The organism is Leisingera aquaemixtae (assembly GCF_019801145.1).
In the GTDB taxonomy this organism is placed as follows: Bacteria; Pseudomonadota; Alphaproteobacteria; order Rhodobacterales; family Rhodobacteraceae; genus Leisingera; species Leisingera aquaemixtae_A.
Map to the genome: position 1 here is coordinate 326630 of NZ_JAHVJQ010000002.1, position 16997 is coordinate 343626.

Here is a 16997-nt window from a genome sequence, read left to right on the forward strand (position 1 = left end):
GCCCCGGAAAGGACTGACATGACCGATCTGACCCCCCGCGAAATCGTCTCGGAGCTGGACCGCTTCATCATCGGCCAGAAGGAAGCCAAGCGCGCCGTGGCGGTGGCGCTGCGCAGCCGCTGGCGGCGCAAGCAGCTGGCTGACGACCTGCGCGATGAGGTGTATCCCAAGAATATCCTGATGATCGGCCCCACCGGCGTCGGCAAGACCGAGATTTCCCGCCGCCTGGCCAAACTCGCGCGCGCGCCTTTCATCAAGATTGAAGCCACCAAGTTCACCGAAGTTGGCTATGTCGGCCGTGATGTGGAGCAGATCATCCGCGACCTGGTGGACAGCGCCATTGCCCAAACCCGCGAGTACATGCGCGAGGACGTGAAGGCCAACGCCCACAAGGCGGCGGAAGACCGGGTTGTGGAAGCCATCGCCGGCAGCGATGCACGTGAAGCGACCCGCGAGATGTTTCGCAAGAAGCTGAAGGCGGGGGAACTCGACGACACGGTGATCGAGCTGGACGTGGCCGACACCTCCAACCCGATGGGCATGTTCGAAATCCCCGGCCAGCCCGGCGGCGGCAACATGGGGATGCTGAACCTTGGCGACCTGTTCGGCAAGGCGATGGGCGGGCGCACCACCCGCAAGAAGATGACCGTTGCCGAAAGCTATGAGGTGCTGATCAGCGAAGAGGCCGACAAGCTGCTGGACGACGAAACCGTCACCCGCACCGCTCTGGAAGCCGTCGAACAGAACGGCATCGTGTTCCTGGATGAGATCGACAAAGTCTGCGCCCGGCAGGAGACCCGCGGCGGTGACGTCAGCCGGGAAGGCGTGCAGCGCGACCTGCTGCCGCTGATCGAAGGCACCACCGTCAGCACCAAGCACGGGCCGGTCAAGACCGACCATATCCTGTTCATTGCTTCCGGCGCCTTCCACATCGCCAAACCGTCGGACCTGCTGCCGGAGCTGCAGGGCCGCCTGCCGATCCGGGTCAACCTGCGGGCGCTGACCGAAAAGGACTTTGTCCGCATCCTGACCGAGACCGACAACGCGCTGACACGGCAGTACACTGCGCTGATGGGCACCGAGGAAGTCGAAGTGACTTTCACGGAGGACGGTATCGCTGCGCTGGCCAGGATTGCGGCCGAGGTGAACCAGACGGTGGAAAACATCGGCGCACGGCGGCTCTACACCGTGATGGAACGTGTCTTCGAAGAGCTCTCGTTCACGGCGCCTGACCGATCCGGTGAGGCAGTCACGGTTGATGCTGCATTTGTGAAAAAGAACCTTGGCGAGCTTGGGCGCTCCGCCGATGTCAGCCGTTACGTGCTGTAAACCGCCAGCGCCAGTCGCAGCCACTGGACAATGGCGGCAGGTCGGATAGCCTGCCGCCATTTGAATTTGGGGGCAAACATGAAGCAGGTCCTGCGCGCGGTTTGCGTTTTTCTACTGATCGGACTGGCGGGCTGTGCGGACAGGTCCTTCTCGCCGACAGTCCCCAGCGCCTTGAAGATCGGCACCCCGAAAACCGTCTTTGCCGCCACAAACCGCGAACCGCTGCCGGATGGCACATACGGGTCAGAGAGAACCGACGGATTCAGCCTTCTGGAACTTACGGTCTCCATTCCGCCGGAACACAAGCCCGGCTCGCTGAAGTTCGGTTATGGGGACCCGGATCCCACTACCGAGTTCACCATGGCCGGGCGCAGGAAATTCGAAAGTGAAGCGGCCTTTTCCACGAGGCTGCGGCAGGAGCTGGCCAAATTTCCCGCCGGCGAGCGGGACGTCACGGTTTTTGTACATGGATTCAATTCCACCCAGGCAGAGACTGCGTTCCGGGCCGCACAGCTGACCCACGACATCAATGTTCCCGGCGCAACAGTGATCTATTCCTGGCCCAGCAAAGGCAAGGCGCTTGGCTATGCTTACGACGGAGACAGCGTTCTGTTTGCCCGGGACGGGCTGGAAATGCTGCTGCGCAAGCTGGGTGCATCCGGTGCCGGGCGGGTTGTCGTGGTTGCGCATTCCATGGGAGGCCTGCTGACCATGGAGGCTCTGCGGCAGATTGAAATCAAAACCCCCGGCTGGGCTGCCGGCAACCTTGGCGGCGTTGTGCTGATGTCACCGGACCTGGATGTTGACGTGTTCAAATCGCAGATGCAGCGCTTTGCCAAAGTACCGCAGCCTTTTGTGATCTTCGTATCGCAAAAAGACAACGTTCTGACCCTGTCTCAACGTCTGCGCGGATTGGACGGGCGCGCGCGGCTGGGCAATCTGAATAATATCGATGAAATCAGCGAACTGCCGGTAGAAGTCATCGATACCACTGCATTTGCCGATGAAGCTGAATCGCAGCATTTTGTTGCTGCGACCTCGCCGGCGCTGCTGGCCCTGCTAAAGGGGGCCCGGGAAACGACAGAGTCGTTCGAGAGGGATCAGGACGGGCTTCGCAGGATTCTGCCCGGCCAGATCATAGTCCGGGACAACGTCATTGCCGTGGCGCTGGCACTCCCGCCATCCGACAACAGATGACAGCCCTCAGCGGCAGCGCCGGAGGTAAACGTAGTAGGCGCCTTCACCGCCATGGCTGACATGGGCCGGCGTGACCTGCAGCACCGCTTGCGACAGCGGCGGCAAGGCCAGCCACTGAGGCACCTTGTGGCGCAGCACTCCGCGCGGCACCGGCATCGGGCCCGGTTCATCCCGGTCCTTGCCTTTGCCGGTCACCACCAGCACCAGCCGCTTGCCAGAGGCCTGCGCCGACAGGATGAAGCGTGTAAGCGCAGGATGCGCGGTGTCGATCCGCATGCCATGCAGGTCCAGTTTGCCTTCCGGCCTGATCTTGCCGCGCTTCATCCGGCGGAAGGCCTTTTCGTCCATCTGCAGCGGATCACTGGCCAAGTTGCGGGCAATCGACGGCTTCAGATCGTGTTTCACCGGCTTGGGTTTGGCATTGCTTCCGACCTTGAACGGCGCCAGGCGCGGCTCTGGCTGCTTGACCGGTTTGGGTTTCGGCATAGGCAGGGCTGGCGGAGTGGAATGCGCACCCGGATGCAGCCGCTCGGTGTGCTTCACGACCTTGTGCCAGAGGTCGATTTCATCGCCTGTCAGTTTGCGCCGTGTCATTCAAAGATCTTCCGGCAGCATCGCATAGGCCCGCTGGATCGGCAGCAGCACAACCATCCGTCCCGGGTCTTTCATCGTGCCGGCGGCTTCACCGGCGTCGTCGCCTGTTCCGACAAAGATGTCGGCCCGCTGCGCCCCTTTGATCGCGGAACCGGTGTCCTGCGCCACCATCAGCCGGCGCAGCGGCATGTGTCCGTCCTTTTCCACCCATACCGGTGCGCCCAGCGGGGTGTAAGCCGGATCAGCGGCAATGGTGCGCATTGGTGTGACCGAGCGGTTCATCGCACCAAGCGGCCCCTTGGACGCCGCCACTTTACGCACCTCGCGGAAAAACACATAGGACGGGTTGTGGAACAGCAGCTCCTTGCCGTCCGCCGGGTTTCGCCGCACCCAGGATTTGATCACCTGCGCGCTCACCTGGTGGGCATTGTAAACGCCGCGGCGAACCAGTTCTTTGCCTATGGACTTGTAAGGGTGGCCGTTGGCCCCGCCGTACCCCACGCGAATGGTTGACCCGTCGGGCAGGCGGATCCGGCCAGAGCCCTGGATCTGCAAAAAGAACAGCTCCACCGGGTCATCAACCCAGGCAATTTCCAGCCCGCGGCCCTGCATCACGCCACCAGTCAGAATGTCCCGCCGCGGCAGCCAAAGATCAGTGCTGCGTGCTTCCGGCGGCATCTTGTAGACCGGATAGCGGAAGCGGTCCGTGGGATAGCGCGAGCCGTTCAGTTCTGGTTCGAAATAGCCGGTGAACAGGGCAGGGCTGCCGTCCTCGATCAGCACCGGGCGGAAGAACAGCTCGAAAAACGCCCGCGCACCGTCCGGTGACTGGGATCGCGCAGCGTTGCACAGCGCCGCCCAGTCAGGATCTTTAAGATCCAGGCAAGTTTCCAGAAAGACCTTCAGTGCAGCAGCATGATCATCCTCTGCCCAGCCATCCAGCTGGGCAAAATCCAGTATGCTGGACACGGTCTCGGATTGCGCCCCGGAGGCGGTCATCGCGGCACCTGCAATAGCAGCCGCCCCAAGTGCCCCCCGAAGCGCCGCAATCATGCGTCCGTCGCGACAAGCTGCCAGTTGGGATCGTCGCTGCCCATGGTGCGGGCAAAAACCCAGGTGTCCTTCTGGCGTTTGACCGCCTTGGGGTCGCCCTCGACGATGTCGCCGCCGCGGTCACGCACGACCGAGGTCAGCTCTCCCACGAAACGCATGGTGATTTCCGCACGCCCGGACTGCGCGTCAAACCGTGCGTCGGACAGGGTGGTTTCACGCACACCGATGAATTCGGCCTCGATCTTGTAACCCTGGTCTTCGCGCTGTGCGACGGCGTCCACGAAGCTTTCGAACACATCCTCCGCCAGGAACGGCTGGATATCATCCAGATTGCCGTGTTCGAACCCCATCAGGATCATCTCATAGGCGCCGCGGGCACCCTGAACGAAATCCTGCACCTGGAACGAGGGCTCAGCCCGTTTCATCGCAGCCAGGGCCTGAGCCTGCGTGCTGCCTTCTTCAACATAATCCGTGATGTCGCGGTCAGGCCCGCCTTCGATCACTTCCAGATCCGGGCGGCGGCTCTTGGCTTCCGACTTCGGCAGCGGCGGCTTCTCGAAACCTTCGCGTGTTCCCAGAACGCTTTTCAAGCGCAGGATCAGAAACACGGCGATACCGGCCAGAACCAAAAGCTGAATCACAGGCGACTCCATGGATACCTCATGCTAGGCGTTCGTGCTTTGTTTGAAACCAAAGCGGTCAGGTCTTATGTAGGTGACGGGCGGGGGCAAGTCTACCGCCCGGGTGTATGATCGCAAGGAAACCCTCATGTATCTCTTCCTGGCCTTTCTGATGGTTCCCATCATTGAAATTGCTTTGTTTATTCAAGTCGGCGGCGCCATCGGCCTGTGGCCGACATTGGCCATCGTGGTGCTGACCGCAGTGCTGGGCACCTGGCTGGTGAAGACCCAGGGGCGCATGGCAATGGGTCAGCTGCGGTCTTCCTTCCAGCAATTGTCGGATCCGGCGGAACCTTTGGCCCATGGGGCGATGATCCTGTTTGCTGGCGCATTGCTGCTGACACCCGGTTTTTTCACCGATGCCGCCGGCTTTCTCCTGCTAGCGCCGCCCGTGCGGCTGGCGGTCTACCGATACATTCGCGCCCGTGTCACTGTAGCGCAGTTCCAGATGGGGCCAGGCAGCATGCAGGGCAGGCACTATCCCGGCACCGCCGGCAGGCCGGATGACATCATCGACGGCGATTACGAAGATGTGACGCCAGAACAGCGGCCCAGCGGCCCGTCGGGCTGGGTCGACGGGCCCCGTTGAGCTGGCTGGACCAAGCTGTTAAGCACGGTCCAAAGCATATTTTCAGGAGTATCCCGATGGCCGAAAACGGCGAAGCCCAGCAGCAGCCGCAAGTCCAGATGAACATTCTGGCCCAGTTCATCCGCGACATGTCGTTCGAAAACGTGATGGCGCAGAAAGGCACCGGCGGCGAGGTTCAGCCCGACGTCAGCGTGCAGGTGAACCTGGATGCGAAAAAGCGCTCGGCCGAGAACCAGTATGAGGTTGTCACCAAACTGACCGTCGAGTCCAAAAACAAGGAAAGCGGCAACGTCTTGTTCGTGCTGGAGCTGGAATATGTCGGCGTCTTCAACATCGTCGGTGTGCCGGAGGATCAGCTGCACCCCTTCCTGCTGATCGAATGCCCGCGCATGACCTTCCCGTTCCTGCGCCGCATCGTGTCCGACGTTACCCGCGACGGCGGCTTCCCGCCGCTGAACCTGGACAACATCGACTTTGTCGGGATCTACCGCAACGAACTGGCCCGCCGCCAGCAAGAGGCTGCGGCTGCGGCAACGCCGCAGTAAGGCGTCAATCCTTTGAAACAGAAAACGCCGCTGAAATTCAGCGGCGTTTTTCTTTGGCGGCTTTCGTAAAGCTCATGACGCTTTCCACAAAGCGCCGTCGCCCATTTTTTCGACAAACGCCTCATGTGCTGCCAGTTCCTCCGCAGTGATCCGCGGCGGCAGCGGAGACTGCCGCGGGGCAGGGCGCCAGTCGTCTTCCACCTGCGCATTGCCGGCAGAGGAAGTCTGCGTTGACAGGCCAAAATCGGGCTGCCGCCCGCCGATCAGCTCCAGATAGACATCCGCAAGGATTTCGGAGTCAAGAAGCGCCCCGTGCAGGGTCCGGTTGGAGTTGTCTATATTGAACCGGCGGCAAAGCGCATCCAGCGTCGCCGGCGAGCCCGGAAACCGCTGGCGCGCCATCGCCAGCGTATCGATGGCCTGATCCATTGGCAGTTTGGGCAGCCCCATCCAGTCGAGTTCCGCATTCAGGAACTTCATGTCAAAGCTGGCATTGTGAATGACCAGCTTGGAATCCTGCACAAAGTCCAGGAACTTCTGGCCGACCTTGGCAAAGACCGGCTTGTCGCGCAGCGTTACTGCACCTGGTTCGGGTTTCTGCGGCGGTTCCAGCAGGTCCGGGCCGATACCATGTACAGAAAAAGCCTCAGCCGGCATTGACCGTTCCGGGTTGATGTAAACGTGAAACGTTTCCCCGGTCGGCATGTGGTTGTAGAGTTCCACCGCGCCGATCTCGACGATCCGGTCCCCGGAAAACGGATCAAACCCGGTGGTTTCGGTATCGAGAACGATTTCACGCATGGCCCAGCTTGCTCCTGATATCTGCGAGGATCTCTGCTACCTGCGCGGCGGCATGGTCGAGCGTATCTGTCTCGATCACATAGTCGGCGCGGGAGAGTTTCTTCTCGATCGGCATCTGTTTCTGCAGGATATGCCGGAATTGCTCAACCGTCATCGTGCCGCGGGCAAGAACCCGCTGTTGCTGGGTTTGTGCATCCACTGTCACGCAGGCCACCGCATCCATTTCCGCATAGCCGCCGGTTTCAAACAGCAGCGGGATGTCGAACACCAGAATGTCGCTTTGGGCCGCTGCCCGGAACGCCGCCCGGTCCTGTGCGACCAGCGGATGCACAATGGCCTCGATGCGCTTCAGCGCCTCCGGATCGTTACCGATTATCCGCTTCAGCGCGGTGCGGCTGACCTCGCCATTCTCCACCGCGTCAGGAAAGGCCGCCTGCATCGGCTGAACCGCAGCGCCCCCCTTGCCATAAAGCCGGTGCACCGCTGCATCCGCGTCCCAGACCGCGCAGCCCTGCGCCGCGAAAAGCTGGGCCGTGGTGCTTTTGCCCATGCCGATGGAGCCGGTGAGGCCAAGGCTGAAACTCATCCGAGCACCGCTTCCCGCGTGGCAGCGTCAACTTCCGGGCGGTGGCCGAACCAGCGCTCAAACCCCGGCACCGCCTGGTGCAGCAGCATGCCCAGCCCGTCGACCACGGTGCAACCGACGTCCTCTGCCGTTTGCAACAGATCGGTTTTCAATGGCGCATAGATAAGGTCGGTCACCACCGCGCTTGGCTGCAGGCCGTCCAATGGAACCCGCAGACGCGGCTTGCCCACCATGCCAAGCGAGGTGGTGTTCACGATCAGCGCACCTTCTTCGATGACATTTCCGGCCTGAACCCATTCCACCACTTTGACCCGGTCGCCGAAGTCCTTGTGCAGCTGATCAGCGCGGCCGCGGGTACGGTTGGACAGCAGGATTTCCGGCACGCCGGCCTCCAACAGCGAGGCGACAACGGCCCGGCAGGCCCCGCCAGCGCCCAGCACGACGGCAGGTCCAGTCTGCGGATCCCAATCCGGTGCCCCCTGATGCAGGTTGGTGATGAATCCATAGCCGTCGGTATTGTCGGCCATGACCGTTCCATCCTCGCGGAAGATCAGCGTGTTGGCGGCGCCGATCAGTTTGGCCCGGTCCGTTACCTTGCCGGCGATCTCCATCACCGCTTCCTTATGCGGAATGGTGACATTGGCGCCAACGAAACCCATCTTTGGCATCGCCTGGATGGTTTCAGCCAGGTCATCCGGCTCCACATGCATCGGAACATAATGGCCTGCAATGCCGTGCGTCTTCAGCCAGTGGCCATGAAGCTGCGGGGATTTGGAATGCGCGACAGGACAGCCAATAACGCCGGCGAGCGGGATTCTTGCTTCTGTCATTGCTCGATCACCCCTTGAAGACCCAGGTAACTGATAAGCTCCATCAGCGGCAATCCCAAGACATTAAAGTAGCTGCCGTCGATACTGGCGAACAACCGGACACCTTCCTCCTCCAGCTTATACGCGCCAACGGCGTGGCGGATGCTATCCCAGTTCCGGCTGACATAGTCCGCCAGATAGGTGTCAGAGCAATTACGCATCACCAGGCGGACTTGCCCGACATGCCGCCAGATGGGTTCGCCGTCCCGGTATATCACGGCCGCCGACAGCAGCATGTGGCGTTTGCCGCGCATTTCCTGAAGCTGACGCAGCGCTTCTTCTGCGCTGGCGGGTTTGGACAAAAGGTTTCCTTCGAAATCAAGCACTTGATCACAGCCCAGCACCAGTCTTCCCGGGTGTTTGCCGCTGATCTTGCGCGCTTTCGCCTCTGCCAGCGCATCGGCGATGTCCCGCGGCGGCGCTTCTTCGGCCAGCAGCGCCGATTTGATCGCATCCTCGTCCAGGCGCGGAACATCGCAGTCGAATTCTATGCCCGCCTGGCGCAGCAGATGCGCCCGGATTTCGGAGCCGGAGGCCAGCACAATGTGGGCAGTCATGTGGAAAACCCCGTGGGAAAGAAGCAGATCGTTTCAGGACGTTTTGTATGGTTTTCCGCGGTTAAGTAAAGACTCCAGGGGTTGACGCAAATCTCAGGATTCAGCCGGCTGAGTCGTCCTTTGTGAGTCAGGATAACTTTGAATCCGTGGATATGCCGGCTCTCCCCGGATCATCCCGGCGTTATCCCCAAGTTCAGATTGGTAAACCGCACCTTAACAAGCCTTGTTTACAAGACGGTAAGGAAATTTTCGAGACTTCTGTCCCATGTGCGCTGGAATCTTATCCCTGCTGGGGATAAGCGAAGGAAGATTCAGTTATCCACTGGAATCCACGCACACTACAAAAACATCATCCTTCTAATATTTCTTTATTTATTAGGGTGGTCCGATCTGACCGGGGAGAACAGCCCATGGACCTGAGCGATCTGATGTTCACGCTCTACCCATATGCCAAGTCGCTGCACATCATGGCGGTGCTCAGCTGGATGGCCGGTCTATTCTATCTCCCCCGTCTGTATGTGTATCACGTGGAGCAGGCAGAGAAGGTTCAGGAGGCTTTGCCGATCTTCCTGACCATGGAAGAAAAGCTTCTCAGGATCATCATGCGCCCGGCAATGTATGTCTCCTGGGCCGCAGGGCTGTTCATCGTGCTGACACCCGGCATTGTCGACTGGAGCTATCTGTGGCCCTGGACCAAGGGCGTGTCCGTTATCGCCATGACCTGGTTCCATCACTGGCTGCTGTTCCGCCACCGGGATTTCAAAGACGGACGCAATACGCTGACGGGGCGGCAGTTCAGGATGATGAACGAGGTGCCGACGGTCCTGATGGCGGTGATTGTGATCTCGGTCATCTTCAAATTCTGACGCAGCGGCGCTAGGGTGGGGGCTGTGGCTGCGAAACGTTTGCAGCCGGCGTTTGACTCATCTGAAACGAGTCCCTATGTATGGCTCTCAGCGGGCCCGTCCGGGCAACCGTGTTTTCCAAACCTGTCGTGTGACCGACCCCCGGGTAAGCGGGGAGTAGAGGCCGTATCTATATGACCGTGCAATCCCTGAATCTGTCCGATCTCAAGGCGAAAAGCCCAAAAGCGCTGCTGGCGATGGCCGAGGAGCTTGAGATCGAAAACGCCTCGACCATGCGCAAGGGCGAGATGATGTTCCAGATCCTGCGGGAGCGCGCGGATGAAGGCTGGGACATCGGCGGCGACGGTGTGCTGGAAGTGCTGCAGGACGGCTTCGGTTTCCTGCGTTCTCCGGAAGCAAACTATCTGCCTGGCCCGGATGATATCTATGTCTCCCCCGACATGATCCGCCAGTATTCCCTGCGCACCGGTGACACGGTCGAAGGCCAGATCAAGGCGCCGTTGGAGACTGAGCGCTATTTCGCGCTGACAAATGTCACCAAGATCAACTTCGAGGAGCCTGAGAAGGCCCGCCACAAGATCGCCTTTGACAACCTGACGCCGCTTTACCCGGATGAGCGCCTGAAGATGGAGATCGAGGATCCGACCATCAAGGACCGCTCTGCCCGGGTGATCGACCTGGTTGCACCGATCGGCAAGGGCCAGCGTTCGCTGATCGTGGCGCCGCCGCGGACCGGTAAGACGGTGATCCTGCAGAACATTGCCCACTCGATCGAAAAGAACCACCCGGAGTGCTATCTGATCGTCCTGCTGATCGACGAACGCCCGGAAGAGGTGACAGACATGCAGCGCTCGGTGAAGGGGGAGGTCGTATCCTCCACTTTCGACGAGCCGGCGACACGCCACGTTGCGGTTTCCGAAATGGTCATTGAAAAGGCCAAGCGGCTGGTGGAGCACAAGCGAGATGTCGTGATTCTTCTCGACTCCATCACAAGACTTGGTAGAGCGTTTAACACGGTTGTGCCGTCCTCGGGTAAAGTTCTGACCGGTGGTGTCGATGCTAACGCTCTGCAGCGCCCCAAACGTTTCTTTGGTGCTGCGCGGAATATCGAAGAGGGCGGATCGCTCACCATTATCGCCACTGCGCTGATCGACACCGGCTCGCGCATGGACGAGGTGATCTTTGAAGAATTCAAAGGCACCGGCAACTCGGAGATCGTTCTGGACCGCAAGATTGCCGACAAACGCGTGTTCCCGGCAATCGACATTCTCAAATCCGGCACCCGGAAAGAGGACTTGCTGGTCGACAAGGGCGATCTGGCAAAGACCTTTGTTCTGCGCCGGATCCTGAACCCGATGGGCACCACCGACGCCATCGAGTTCCTGCTGTCCAAGCTGAAGCAGACCAAGTCGAATTCCGAGTTCTTCGACTCGATGAACACCTGATCCGGGCCGGCAAGAGAGAAAGGCCACCCCATGGACACGATCTTTGCGCTGGCCTCCGCACAAGGGAAGGCCGGGGTCGCGGTGATCCGCGTCTCCGGTCCTTTGGCGCTTGCTGCCGGCGCGCAGCTTTGCGGCGGCGATCTGCCGGCGCGGGGCACCAGCCTGCGAATCCTGCAAGACGAATCAGGTGAACGCTTGGACGAAGCTCTGGTCCTGAGCTTTACTGCTCCCAACAGCTTTACTGGCGAAAATACCGTTGAATTTCAAACACATGGAAGCACGGCGGTTGTTTCTGCCTTGCTTGATTCGCTTGGGCGAATCGATGGACTAAGAATGGCCGAGCCAGGTGAGTTCACCCGCCGCGCCCTGGAAAACGGCAATCTGGATCTGGCACAGGTCGAGGGTCTGGCCGATCTTATAGACGCGGAAACCGAGGCACAGCGCAAGCAGGCGCAAGTTATTCTCGCCGGCGGGCTTGGAAAAGTGGCAGAGGCCTGGCGCGAGAAGCTGATCCGGGCGGCCTCTTTGATCGAAGTAACCATTGACTTCGCGGACGAAGAGGTGCCTGTCGACGTAACACCTGAGGTCACAACGCTTTTGGCAGAAGTCCAAGCCGGCTTGGACCGGGAGACTGCCGGCGTCAGGATTGCCGAACGGATCCGCACCGGTTTTGAAGTTGCGATCGTCGGCGCCCCCAATGTCGGGAAGTCCACGCTGCTGAACGCGCTTGCTGGCAGGGAAGCCGCCATCACGTCGGAATACGCCGGAACTACCCGGGACATCATCGAAGTTCGCATGGACCTGGCGGGGCTGCCGGTCACCCTGCTGGACACGGCCGGCCTGCGGGATACCGAAGACCATGTTGAGGGGATCGGCATTGCCCTGGCCCGGCGGCGGGCGGAAGATGCTGATCTTCGCGTCTTTCTGGCTGAAGATGGCGAGGTCCTGGATGTCGAAATGCGCCAGGGGGACATCCGGTTGCGTCCAAAGGCGGATCTGCGGCCGGACGCCGGCGGCGCAATCTCCGGCCGTTCGGGGCAGGGGGTCGATCTTCTGGTTGATCATGTGTCGAAGGTTCTGAAGGCGCGCTCGGCCCAGGCCGGCATCGCCACAAGGGCCCGCCACCGGGACGCAATGCTGTCTGCTGCTGTCAACCTCAGAGAAGCGCGGGAAATTCTGAAGCGCGGCTCTGAGTTCTATGATATAGCTGCCGAAGAGATGCGTTCAGCCATCCGGGCCCTTGAAATGCTGGTGGGCCGCATAGGGGTTGAAAATCTCCTGGATGAGATTTTCTCTAGTTTCTGTCTGGGAAAGTGAAGGAGTGTTTCACGTGAAACATTCATCGTACGACGTCGTTGTTGTTGGCGGCGGCCACGCCGGCACCGAGGCTGCTCATGCGTCCGCGCGGATGGGAGCCGCCACTGCACTGGTGACGCTTGACCGGGGCGGTATCGGGGTGATGTCTTGCAATCCGGCCATCGGCGGCCTTGGCAAGGGGCACCTTGTGCGGGAAATCGACGCCATGGACGGAGTGATGGGCCGCGTCGCCGATCGGGCCGGTATTCAGTTCCGTTTGCTGAACCGCCGCAAGGGGCCGGCGGTACAGGGGCCGCGTGCTCAGTCTGACAGAAAAATTTACCGGCAGGAAATGCTGCGTCTGACGGAAGCGCAGCGGGATTTGGATATTGTCGAAGGGGAGGTCACGGACTTCCTCATGGCGGGTGGCCAGGTCGCCGGCGTGATTCTGGCGGATGGCAGCGAGATCCCCGCAAAAGCAGTGATTCTGACATCCGGAACCTTCCTCCGTGGCGTTATTCATATCGGGGATGTGTCCAAACCAGGCGGACGGATGGGGGATAAGCCGTCCGTGAGGCTGGCGGAGCGGCTAGACAGTTTTGAACTGCCGCTGGGCCGGCTGAAAACCGGTACGCCGCCGCGGCTGGACGGGCGCACAATCAACTGGGATATTCTGGACGCACAGCCCGGCGATGATGATCCGGTGTTCTTCTCATTTCTGACGAAGTCGCTCCAGACTCAGCAGGTATCTTGCGGTATTACCCACACTAACGCGGAAACCCATGAGATAATTCGCCGCAATCTGGGTCGCTCGGCCATGTATGGCGGCCATATTGAGGGGGTCGGGCCGCGGTATTGCCCATCGATCGAGGACAAGATCGTCCGGTTTGCTGACAAGGACTCTCATCAGATATTCCTCGAGCCGGAGGGAGTGTCGGACCACACGGTATACCCGAACGGCATTTCAACCAGCCTGCCGCAGGACATTCAGGAGGCCTATGTCAGGTCGATCAGAGGCCTGGAGAACGCGGTCATCCTGCAACCCGGTTACGCAATCGAATATGATTACGTCGATCCCCGCGCGCTGCAGCTGGATCTTGCTCTGAAGGATGTCCCGGGGCTGTATCTCGCCGGCCAGATCAACGGAACCACCGGTTATGAGGAAGCCGCGGCGCAAGGTCTTGTTGCCGGCCTGAACGCTGCGCTCCGCGCAAAAGGTGAACAACCAGTGACTTTCAGCCGGGCCAATAGCTATATCGGGGTGATGATCGATGATCTCACCACAAACGGTGTCGCCGAGCCTTACCGGATGTTTACGTCCCGGGCGGAATTCCGGCTCTCCCTGCGTGCCGACAATGCAGATCAGAGGCTGACGCCAATGGCGATTGACCTGGGCTGCGTTGGAGAGGAGCGCCGACGCGCCTTTCTGGATAAGAGCGAGCAATTGTCGGCCGCGCGGGAAGTTCTGGAAGCACAGACGTTCACACCGAAACAGATTTCCGAGGCCGGAATACGGATCAATCAAGACGGCAACCGCCGAACCGGGCTGGATGTTCTTGCGTTCCCTGACGTGAGCTTCGAAGATTTGCTGCCGCTTATGCCCGGGCTGAATACCGTTTCTCTGGATATCTGCCGGCAACTCGAGCGTGACGCGCTTTATGCGAACTATATCACGCGCCAGGAACGGGAGGTTTCCGCGCTGAAGCGTGATGAAGGGCACCGGATCCCCAATAACTTCGTCTACGAGGGGGTTGAGGGGTTGTCGAATGAAATCCAGCAAAAACTGAAGCAGGCCCGCCCGGAAACACTTGCGCAGGCTGCCCGGATTGAAGGCATGACGCCGGCAGCCTTGGCGCTGATCCTCGCGCGACTGCGAAAAGACAAGGTCCGGCAGGAGAAATCCGCATGATCGACAGTGAGTTGTGGAAGGCGCTCAATGTTTCACGTGAAACAATGGGGCGCCTGGAGCTGTTTGAGGGCGTAATAAGGAAGTGGAACCCGAAGATCAACCTCGTATCACGGTCCAGCCTGGAGCACCTCTGGACCCGGCATATAGCTGACTCCGTCCAAATTTTCCGCTGCACTCCCGCGCCCTCCCGATGGGCGGATATCGGCAGCGGCGGAGGATTTCCCGGCCTTATCGTTGCTTTGATGGCTGCCGAGGAAGCGCCGGACATGGAAGTGACCCTCATTGAAAGTGATCAGCGGAAATCAGCGTTTCTCCGAAGTGCGGCGCGGGAATGTGGCGCAGCCGTCAGGGTTGTTTCCGACCGGATCGAAAAGGTGAATCCTCAGGGGGCAGGGGTCTTGTCGGCGCGCGCTTTGGCGGATCTTTCTGACCTTCTGGAGTTTTCGCAGCGGCATCTTGCGGAGGATGGCGTCGCGCTTTTTCCAAAGGGGCAGAACTGGAAAAAAGAAGTGGATAACGCGCGGCAGAGATGGCGGTTCGAAGTGGAACCCGTTAAAAGTCTGACTGAGCCCGAAGCAGTTATCCTGAAAATCTGGGGAGTTGAACGTGTCTGATTATTCCCGCCCTGAGGGGCCTCGTATCATCGCGGTCGCAAATCAGAAAGGCGGGGTGGGGAAGACAACAACGGCAATTAACCTTGCTGCGGCTTTGGTTGAATGCGGACTGCGCGTGCTGGTGGTGGATCTCGATCCGCAAGGTAACGCTTCGACAGGTCTGGGAATTGAGCCATCTGAGCGGGAACTCACCTCCTATGATCTCCTGGTGGAAGACGCGTCTCTCCAGGACGTTATCCGCCAAACAGAGATCGAGGACCTATGCATCATACCGGCGACCGTTGATCTGAGTTCTGCAGATATTGAGCTGTTCACCAATGAAAAACGGAGCTTTCTGCTGCATGACGCGCTGCGGCAAACGGCCATGGATGAATACGACTGGGACTATGTGCTGATCGATTGCCCGCCTTCCCTGAACTTGCTGACTGTCAACGCGATGGTTGCCGCGCATTCTGTCCTGGTCCCTTTGCAGAGCGAATTCTTCGCCTTGGAAGGGGTGACGCAGCTGATGCTCACCATTCGCGAAGTGCGCCAGTCGGCAAATCCCGATCTTCGGATCGAGGGGATCGTTCTGACCATGTTCGACCGGAGAAACAACCTGTCCCAGCAGGTTGAGCAGGATGCCCGGGATAATCTTGGAGACCTCGTGTTCCAGACGAAGATTCCGCGCAACGTCCGGGTCAGCGAAGCCCCGTCTTATGCGCAGCCGGTTCTGAACTATGACACAAACTCCCTCGGCGCACAGGCATACCGGGCTCTGGCAGAAGAACTCCTGAATAAGCATCACAAGATAGCAGCGTAAATGAAGAACACTAACCGGAGGCAACCATGGCAGAGAAAAAGACAAAACCGCGCGGGCTTGGCCGGGGGTTGTCGGCATTGATGGCAGATGTGAACCCTGCGCCGGTAAGCACGCAGGCTGAGGCACCCCGCAATGCAGAAATTCTGGTGCCCATTGAAAATGTGATTGCCAACCCGAACCAGCCGCGCCGGCAGTTCCTGCAGGAGGATCTGGATGATCTGACGGCCTCCATCAAGGAGAAGGGCGTCCTGCAACCGCTGATCGTGCGGCCAAGGCCTGGTGGAAAGTATGAGATTGTAGCCGGCGAACGCCGCTGGCGGGCATCACAGGCGGCCCAGCTGCATGAAGTTCCGGTGCTTATCCGGGACTACTCTGACCTGGAGATGATGGAAGTTGCCATCATCGAAAACATCCAGCGCTCCGATCTGAACGCGATGGAAGAAGCGCAGAGCTACAAGCAGCTGATGGAAAAGTTCGGCCATACCCAGGAAAAGATGGCAGAAGCGCTCGGCAAAAGCCGCAGCCACATTGCCAACCTGGTCCGGCTTTTGCATCTGCCGGAAGATGTGCAGATCCTGGTGCAGGAGCGGAAGTTGTCGGCAGGCCATGCGCGGGCTCTGATCACGTCCGATAATGCTTCGGAACTTGCAACCAAGATTGTGAAAGGCGGCCTGTCTGTCCGTGCGACTGAAGCATTGGTCAAGAAGGATGCCGCGGGTATCCAGTCAGGCGGCGCAAAGAAAGCGCGCAAGGTGCCGGAAAAGGATGCCGACACCCGGGCGCTGGAAGGCGACCTGTCAGCGATGCTGAAAATGAAAGTCTCAATCGACCATAAACCTGGCGGTGAGGCGGGCGCGGTGACGATCAGCTACGAATCCCTGGATCAGCTGGATGAACTGTGCAATCTGCTCAGCCGTTAGGCCGGGTCCAGATGAAGATAAGCACGGCGGACAAAACCACTGCTTGAATCCCCAGAACGTGACCCGGGGCACCCAGCAGCAGAGACAGGCCAAAGACGGCGGCAATCGACAGGGTTGCCGCCTTTTTTGCGCCCGGCCGGATGGCGCCATGATCGCGCCAATCCATGATCATCGGACCAAACACATTGTGGGCGACGATCCAGTTATGCAGGCGCTCTGAGGAGTTAGCGAAGAAGAACGCCGCGAGCAGCAGGAATGGGACGGTGGGGAGCAGGGGGAGAACAATGCCGATGACGGCCAGAGCGACGCAAAACAGTCCAAGGCCGGCGTAAAGGAAACGCATTG

At 59.9% G+C, this 16997-nt stretch carries 19 protein-coding genes; 11 read left to right on the top strand and 8 right to left on the bottom strand.

Features of this window, described 5'->3' with window-relative positions; translation table 11 throughout:
• Positions 1 to 18 precede the first annotated feature (18 nt).
• Both hslU and KUW17_RS06110 read left to right on the top strand, forming a co-directional pair.
• Positions 19 to 1329, top strand: a complete 1311-nt coding sequence (hslU, locus tag KUW17_RS06105; protein ID WP_222476831.1) for an ATP-dependent protease ATPase subunit HslU — start codon at positions 19 to 21, stop codon at positions 1327 to 1329.
• A gap of 78 nt (positions 1330 to 1407) precedes the next feature.
• Complete coding sequence (locus tag KUW17_RS06110) at positions 1408 to 2526, top strand: alpha/beta hydrolase (protein ID WP_222476834.1); 1119 nt, start codon at positions 1408 to 1410, stop codon at positions 2524 to 2526.
• A gap of 6 nt (positions 2527 to 2532) precedes the next feature.
• Here the strand turns inward: KUW17_RS06110 and KUW17_RS06115 are convergent, their stop codons facing one another.
• The 3 genes from KUW17_RS06115 to KUW17_RS06125 are packed head-to-tail and all read right to left on the bottom strand — an operon-like array spanning position 2533 to position 4826.
• Entirely contained in the window at positions 2533 to 3120 is a 588-nt protein-coding gene (locus KUW17_RS06115; RefSeq protein ID WP_222476835.1) for a Smr/MutS family protein, read from the bottom strand.
• On the bottom strand, positions 3121 to 4173 hold the full coding sequence (locus tag KUW17_RS06120; protein ID WP_222476838.1) for a murein transglycosylase A: 1053 nt from the start codon (positions 4171 to 4173) through the stop codon (positions 3121 to 3123).
• On the bottom strand, positions 4170 to 4826 hold the full coding sequence (locus KUW17_RS06125; RefSeq protein ID WP_222476844.1) for a Tim44/TimA family putative adaptor protein: 657 nt from the start codon (positions 4824 to 4826) through the stop codon (positions 4170 to 4172). Before KUW17_RS06125 ends, KUW17_RS06120 begins: the two co-directional genes overlap by 4 nt.
• Before the next feature lie 115 nt (positions 4827 to 4941).
• Here KUW17_RS06125 and KUW17_RS06130 point away from each other — a divergent pair, with 115 nt between their 5' ends.
• The gene (locus tag KUW17_RS06130; protein WP_222476845.1) at positions 4942 to 5442 is read left to right on the top strand and encodes an FxsA family protein; all 501 of its coding nucleotides are present in this window, start codon (positions 4942 to 4944) and stop codon (positions 5440 to 5442) included.
• Positions 5443 to 5498: 56 nt separating this feature from the next.
• Positions 5499 to 5987 carry a protein-export chaperone SecB gene (gene secB / locus KUW17_RS06135; protein WP_222476847.1) on the top strand — a complete coding sequence of 163 codons (489 nt, stop codon included), beginning with the start codon at positions 5499 to 5501 and terminating at the stop codon, positions 5985 to 5987.
• 72 nt (positions 5988 to 6059) lie between these two features.
• On the opposite strand, the gene dnaQ is transcribed toward secB, so the two are convergent.
• Genes dnaQ through KUW17_RS06155 form a run of 4 tightly spaced genes read right to left on the bottom strand, consistent with a single transcriptional unit; the run spans position 6060 to position 8800 of the window.
• Complete coding sequence (gene dnaQ / locus KUW17_RS06140; RefSeq protein ID WP_222476848.1) at positions 6060 to 6788, bottom strand: DNA polymerase III subunit epsilon; 729 nt, start codon at positions 6786 to 6788, stop codon at positions 6060 to 6062.
• Positions 6781 to 7374 (bottom strand): dephospho-CoA kinase, encoded by a 594-nt coding sequence (gene coaE, locus KUW17_RS06145; protein ID WP_222476849.1) that lies wholly within the window; start codon positions 7372 to 7374, stop codon positions 6781 to 6783. Before coaE ends, dnaQ begins: the two co-directional genes overlap by 8 nt.
• On the bottom strand, positions 7371 to 8204 hold the full coding sequence (locus tag KUW17_RS06150) for a shikimate dehydrogenase (protein ID WP_222476850.1): 834 nt from the start codon (positions 8202 to 8204) through the stop codon (positions 7371 to 7373). The genes coaE and KUW17_RS06150 overlap by 4 nt, the downstream gene beginning before the upstream one ends.
• Positions 8201 to 8800, bottom strand: coding sequence for a Maf family protein (locus KUW17_RS06155; protein ID WP_222476851.1), 600 nt, complete (start codon positions 8798 to 8800; stop codon positions 8201 to 8203). The genes KUW17_RS06150 and KUW17_RS06155 overlap by 4 nt, the downstream gene beginning before the upstream one ends.
• Positions 8801 to 9210: 410 nt before the next feature.
• Between KUW17_RS06155 and KUW17_RS06160 the strand changes: the two genes are divergently transcribed.
• The 7 genes from KUW17_RS06160 to KUW17_RS06190 all read left to right on the top strand — a co-directional run bounded on the left by KUW17_RS06160 (position 9211) and on the right by KUW17_RS06190 (position 16652).
• Positions 9211 to 9666, top strand: coding sequence for a CopD family protein (locus KUW17_RS06160; protein WP_222476854.1), 456 nt, complete (start codon positions 9211 to 9213; stop codon positions 9664 to 9666).
• 173 nt (positions 9667 to 9839) lie between these two features.
• Positions 9840 to 11111, top strand: a complete 1272-nt coding sequence (rho, locus tag KUW17_RS06165) for a transcription termination factor Rho (protein ID WP_174145217.1) — start codon at positions 9840 to 9842, stop codon at positions 11109 to 11111.
• A gap of 30 nt (positions 11112 to 11141) precedes the next feature.
• Positions 11142 to 12428 carry a tRNA uridine-5-carboxymethylaminomethyl(34) synthesis GTPase MnmE gene (gene mnmE / locus KUW17_RS06170; RefSeq protein WP_222476855.1) on the top strand — a complete coding sequence of 429 codons (1287 nt, stop codon included), beginning with the start codon at positions 11142 to 11144 and terminating at the stop codon, positions 12426 to 12428.
• A 13-nt stretch (positions 12429 to 12441) separates the two neighbouring features.
• Positions 12442 to 14316 (top strand): tRNA uridine-5-carboxymethylaminomethyl(34) synthesis enzyme MnmG, encoded by a 1875-nt coding sequence (gene mnmG / locus KUW17_RS06175; RefSeq protein WP_222476857.1) that lies wholly within the window; start codon positions 12442 to 12444, stop codon positions 14314 to 14316.
• Positions 14313 to 14930: a 16S rRNA (guanine(527)-N(7))-methyltransferase RsmG gene (gene rsmG, locus KUW17_RS06180; RefSeq protein WP_222476860.1), complete on the top strand. Its 618-nt coding sequence runs from the start codon at positions 14313 to 14315 to the stop codon at positions 14928 to 14930. Before mnmG ends, rsmG begins: the two co-directional genes overlap by 4 nt.
• Complete coding sequence (locus tag KUW17_RS06185; RefSeq protein WP_222476862.1) at positions 14923 to 15732, top strand: ParA family protein; 810 nt, start codon at positions 14923 to 14925, stop codon at positions 15730 to 15732. Before rsmG ends, KUW17_RS06185 begins: the two co-directional genes overlap by 8 nt.
• Before the next feature lie 26 nt (positions 15733 to 15758).
• Positions 15759 to 16652, top strand: coding sequence for a ParB/RepB/Spo0J family partition protein (locus KUW17_RS06190; RefSeq protein WP_222476864.1), 894 nt, complete (start codon positions 15759 to 15761; stop codon positions 16650 to 16652).
• On the opposite strand, the gene KUW17_RS06195 is transcribed toward KUW17_RS06190, so the two are convergent.
• Positions 16642 to 16995, bottom strand: coding sequence for a YbaN family protein (locus KUW17_RS06195; protein WP_174145228.1), 354 nt, complete (start codon positions 16993 to 16995; stop codon positions 16642 to 16644). The genes KUW17_RS06190 and KUW17_RS06195 overlap by 11 nt on opposite strands.
• Positions 16996 to 16997: the final 2 nt, after the last annotated feature.

Coding starts and splice junctions, on each gene's coding strand:
- hslU (WP_222476831.1), top strand. CDS start 19: ATGACCGATCTGACCCCCCGCGAAATCGTCTCGGAGCTGGACCGCTTC.
- KUW17_RS06110 (WP_222476834.1), top strand. CDS start 1,408: ATGAAGCAGGTCCTGCGCGCGGTTTGCGTTTTTCTACTGATCGGACTG.
- KUW17_RS06115 (WP_222476835.1), bottom strand. CDS start 3,120: ATGACACGGCGCAAACTGACAGGCGATGAAATCGACCTCTGGCACAAG.
- KUW17_RS06120 (WP_222476838.1), bottom strand. CDS start 4,173: ATGATTGCGGCGCTTCGGGGGGCACTTGGGGCGGCTGCTATTGCAGGT.
- KUW17_RS06125 (WP_222476844.1), bottom strand. CDS start 4,826: ATGGAGTCGCCTGTGATTCAGCTTTTGGTTCTGGCCGGTATCGCCGTG.
- KUW17_RS06130 (WP_222476845.1), top strand. CDS start 4,942: ATGTATCTCTTCCTGGCCTTTCTGATGGTTCCCATCATTGAAATTGCT.
- secB (WP_222476847.1), top strand. CDS start 5,499: ATGGCCGAAAACGGCGAAGCCCAGCAGCAGCCGCAAGTCCAGATGAAC.
- dnaQ (WP_222476848.1), bottom strand. CDS start 6,788: ATGCGTGAAATCGTTCTCGATACCGAAACCACCGGGTTTGATCCGTTT.
- coaE (WP_222476849.1), bottom strand. CDS start 7,374: ATGAGTTTCAGCCTTGGCCTCACCGGCTCCATCGGCATGGGCAAAAGC.
- KUW17_RS06150 (WP_222476850.1), bottom strand. CDS start 8,204: ATGACAGAAGCAAGAATCCCGCTCGCCGGCGTTATTGGCTGTCCTGTC.
- KUW17_RS06155 (WP_222476851.1), bottom strand. CDS start 8,800: ATGACTGCCCACATTGTGCTGGCCTCCGGCTCCGAAATCCGGGCGCAT.
- KUW17_RS06160 (WP_222476854.1), top strand. CDS start 9,211: ATGGACCTGAGCGATCTGATGTTCACGCTCTACCCATATGCCAAGTCG.
- rho (WP_174145217.1), top strand. CDS start 9,840: ATGACCGTGCAATCCCTGAATCTGTCCGATCTCAAGGCGAAAAGCCCA.
- mnmE (WP_222476855.1), top strand. CDS start 11,142: ATGGACACGATCTTTGCGCTGGCCTCCGCACAAGGGAAGGCCGGGGTC.
- rsmG (WP_222476860.1), top strand. CDS start 14,313: ATGATCGACAGTGAGTTGTGGAAGGCGCTCAATGTTTCACGTGAAACA.
- KUW17_RS06190 (WP_222476864.1), top strand. CDS start 15,759: ATGGCAGAGAAAAAGACAAAACCGCGCGGGCTTGGCCGGGGGTTGTCG.
- KUW17_RS06195 (WP_174145228.1), bottom strand. CDS start 16,995: ATGCGTTTCCTTTACGCCGGCCTTGGACTGTTTTGCGTCGCTCTGGCC.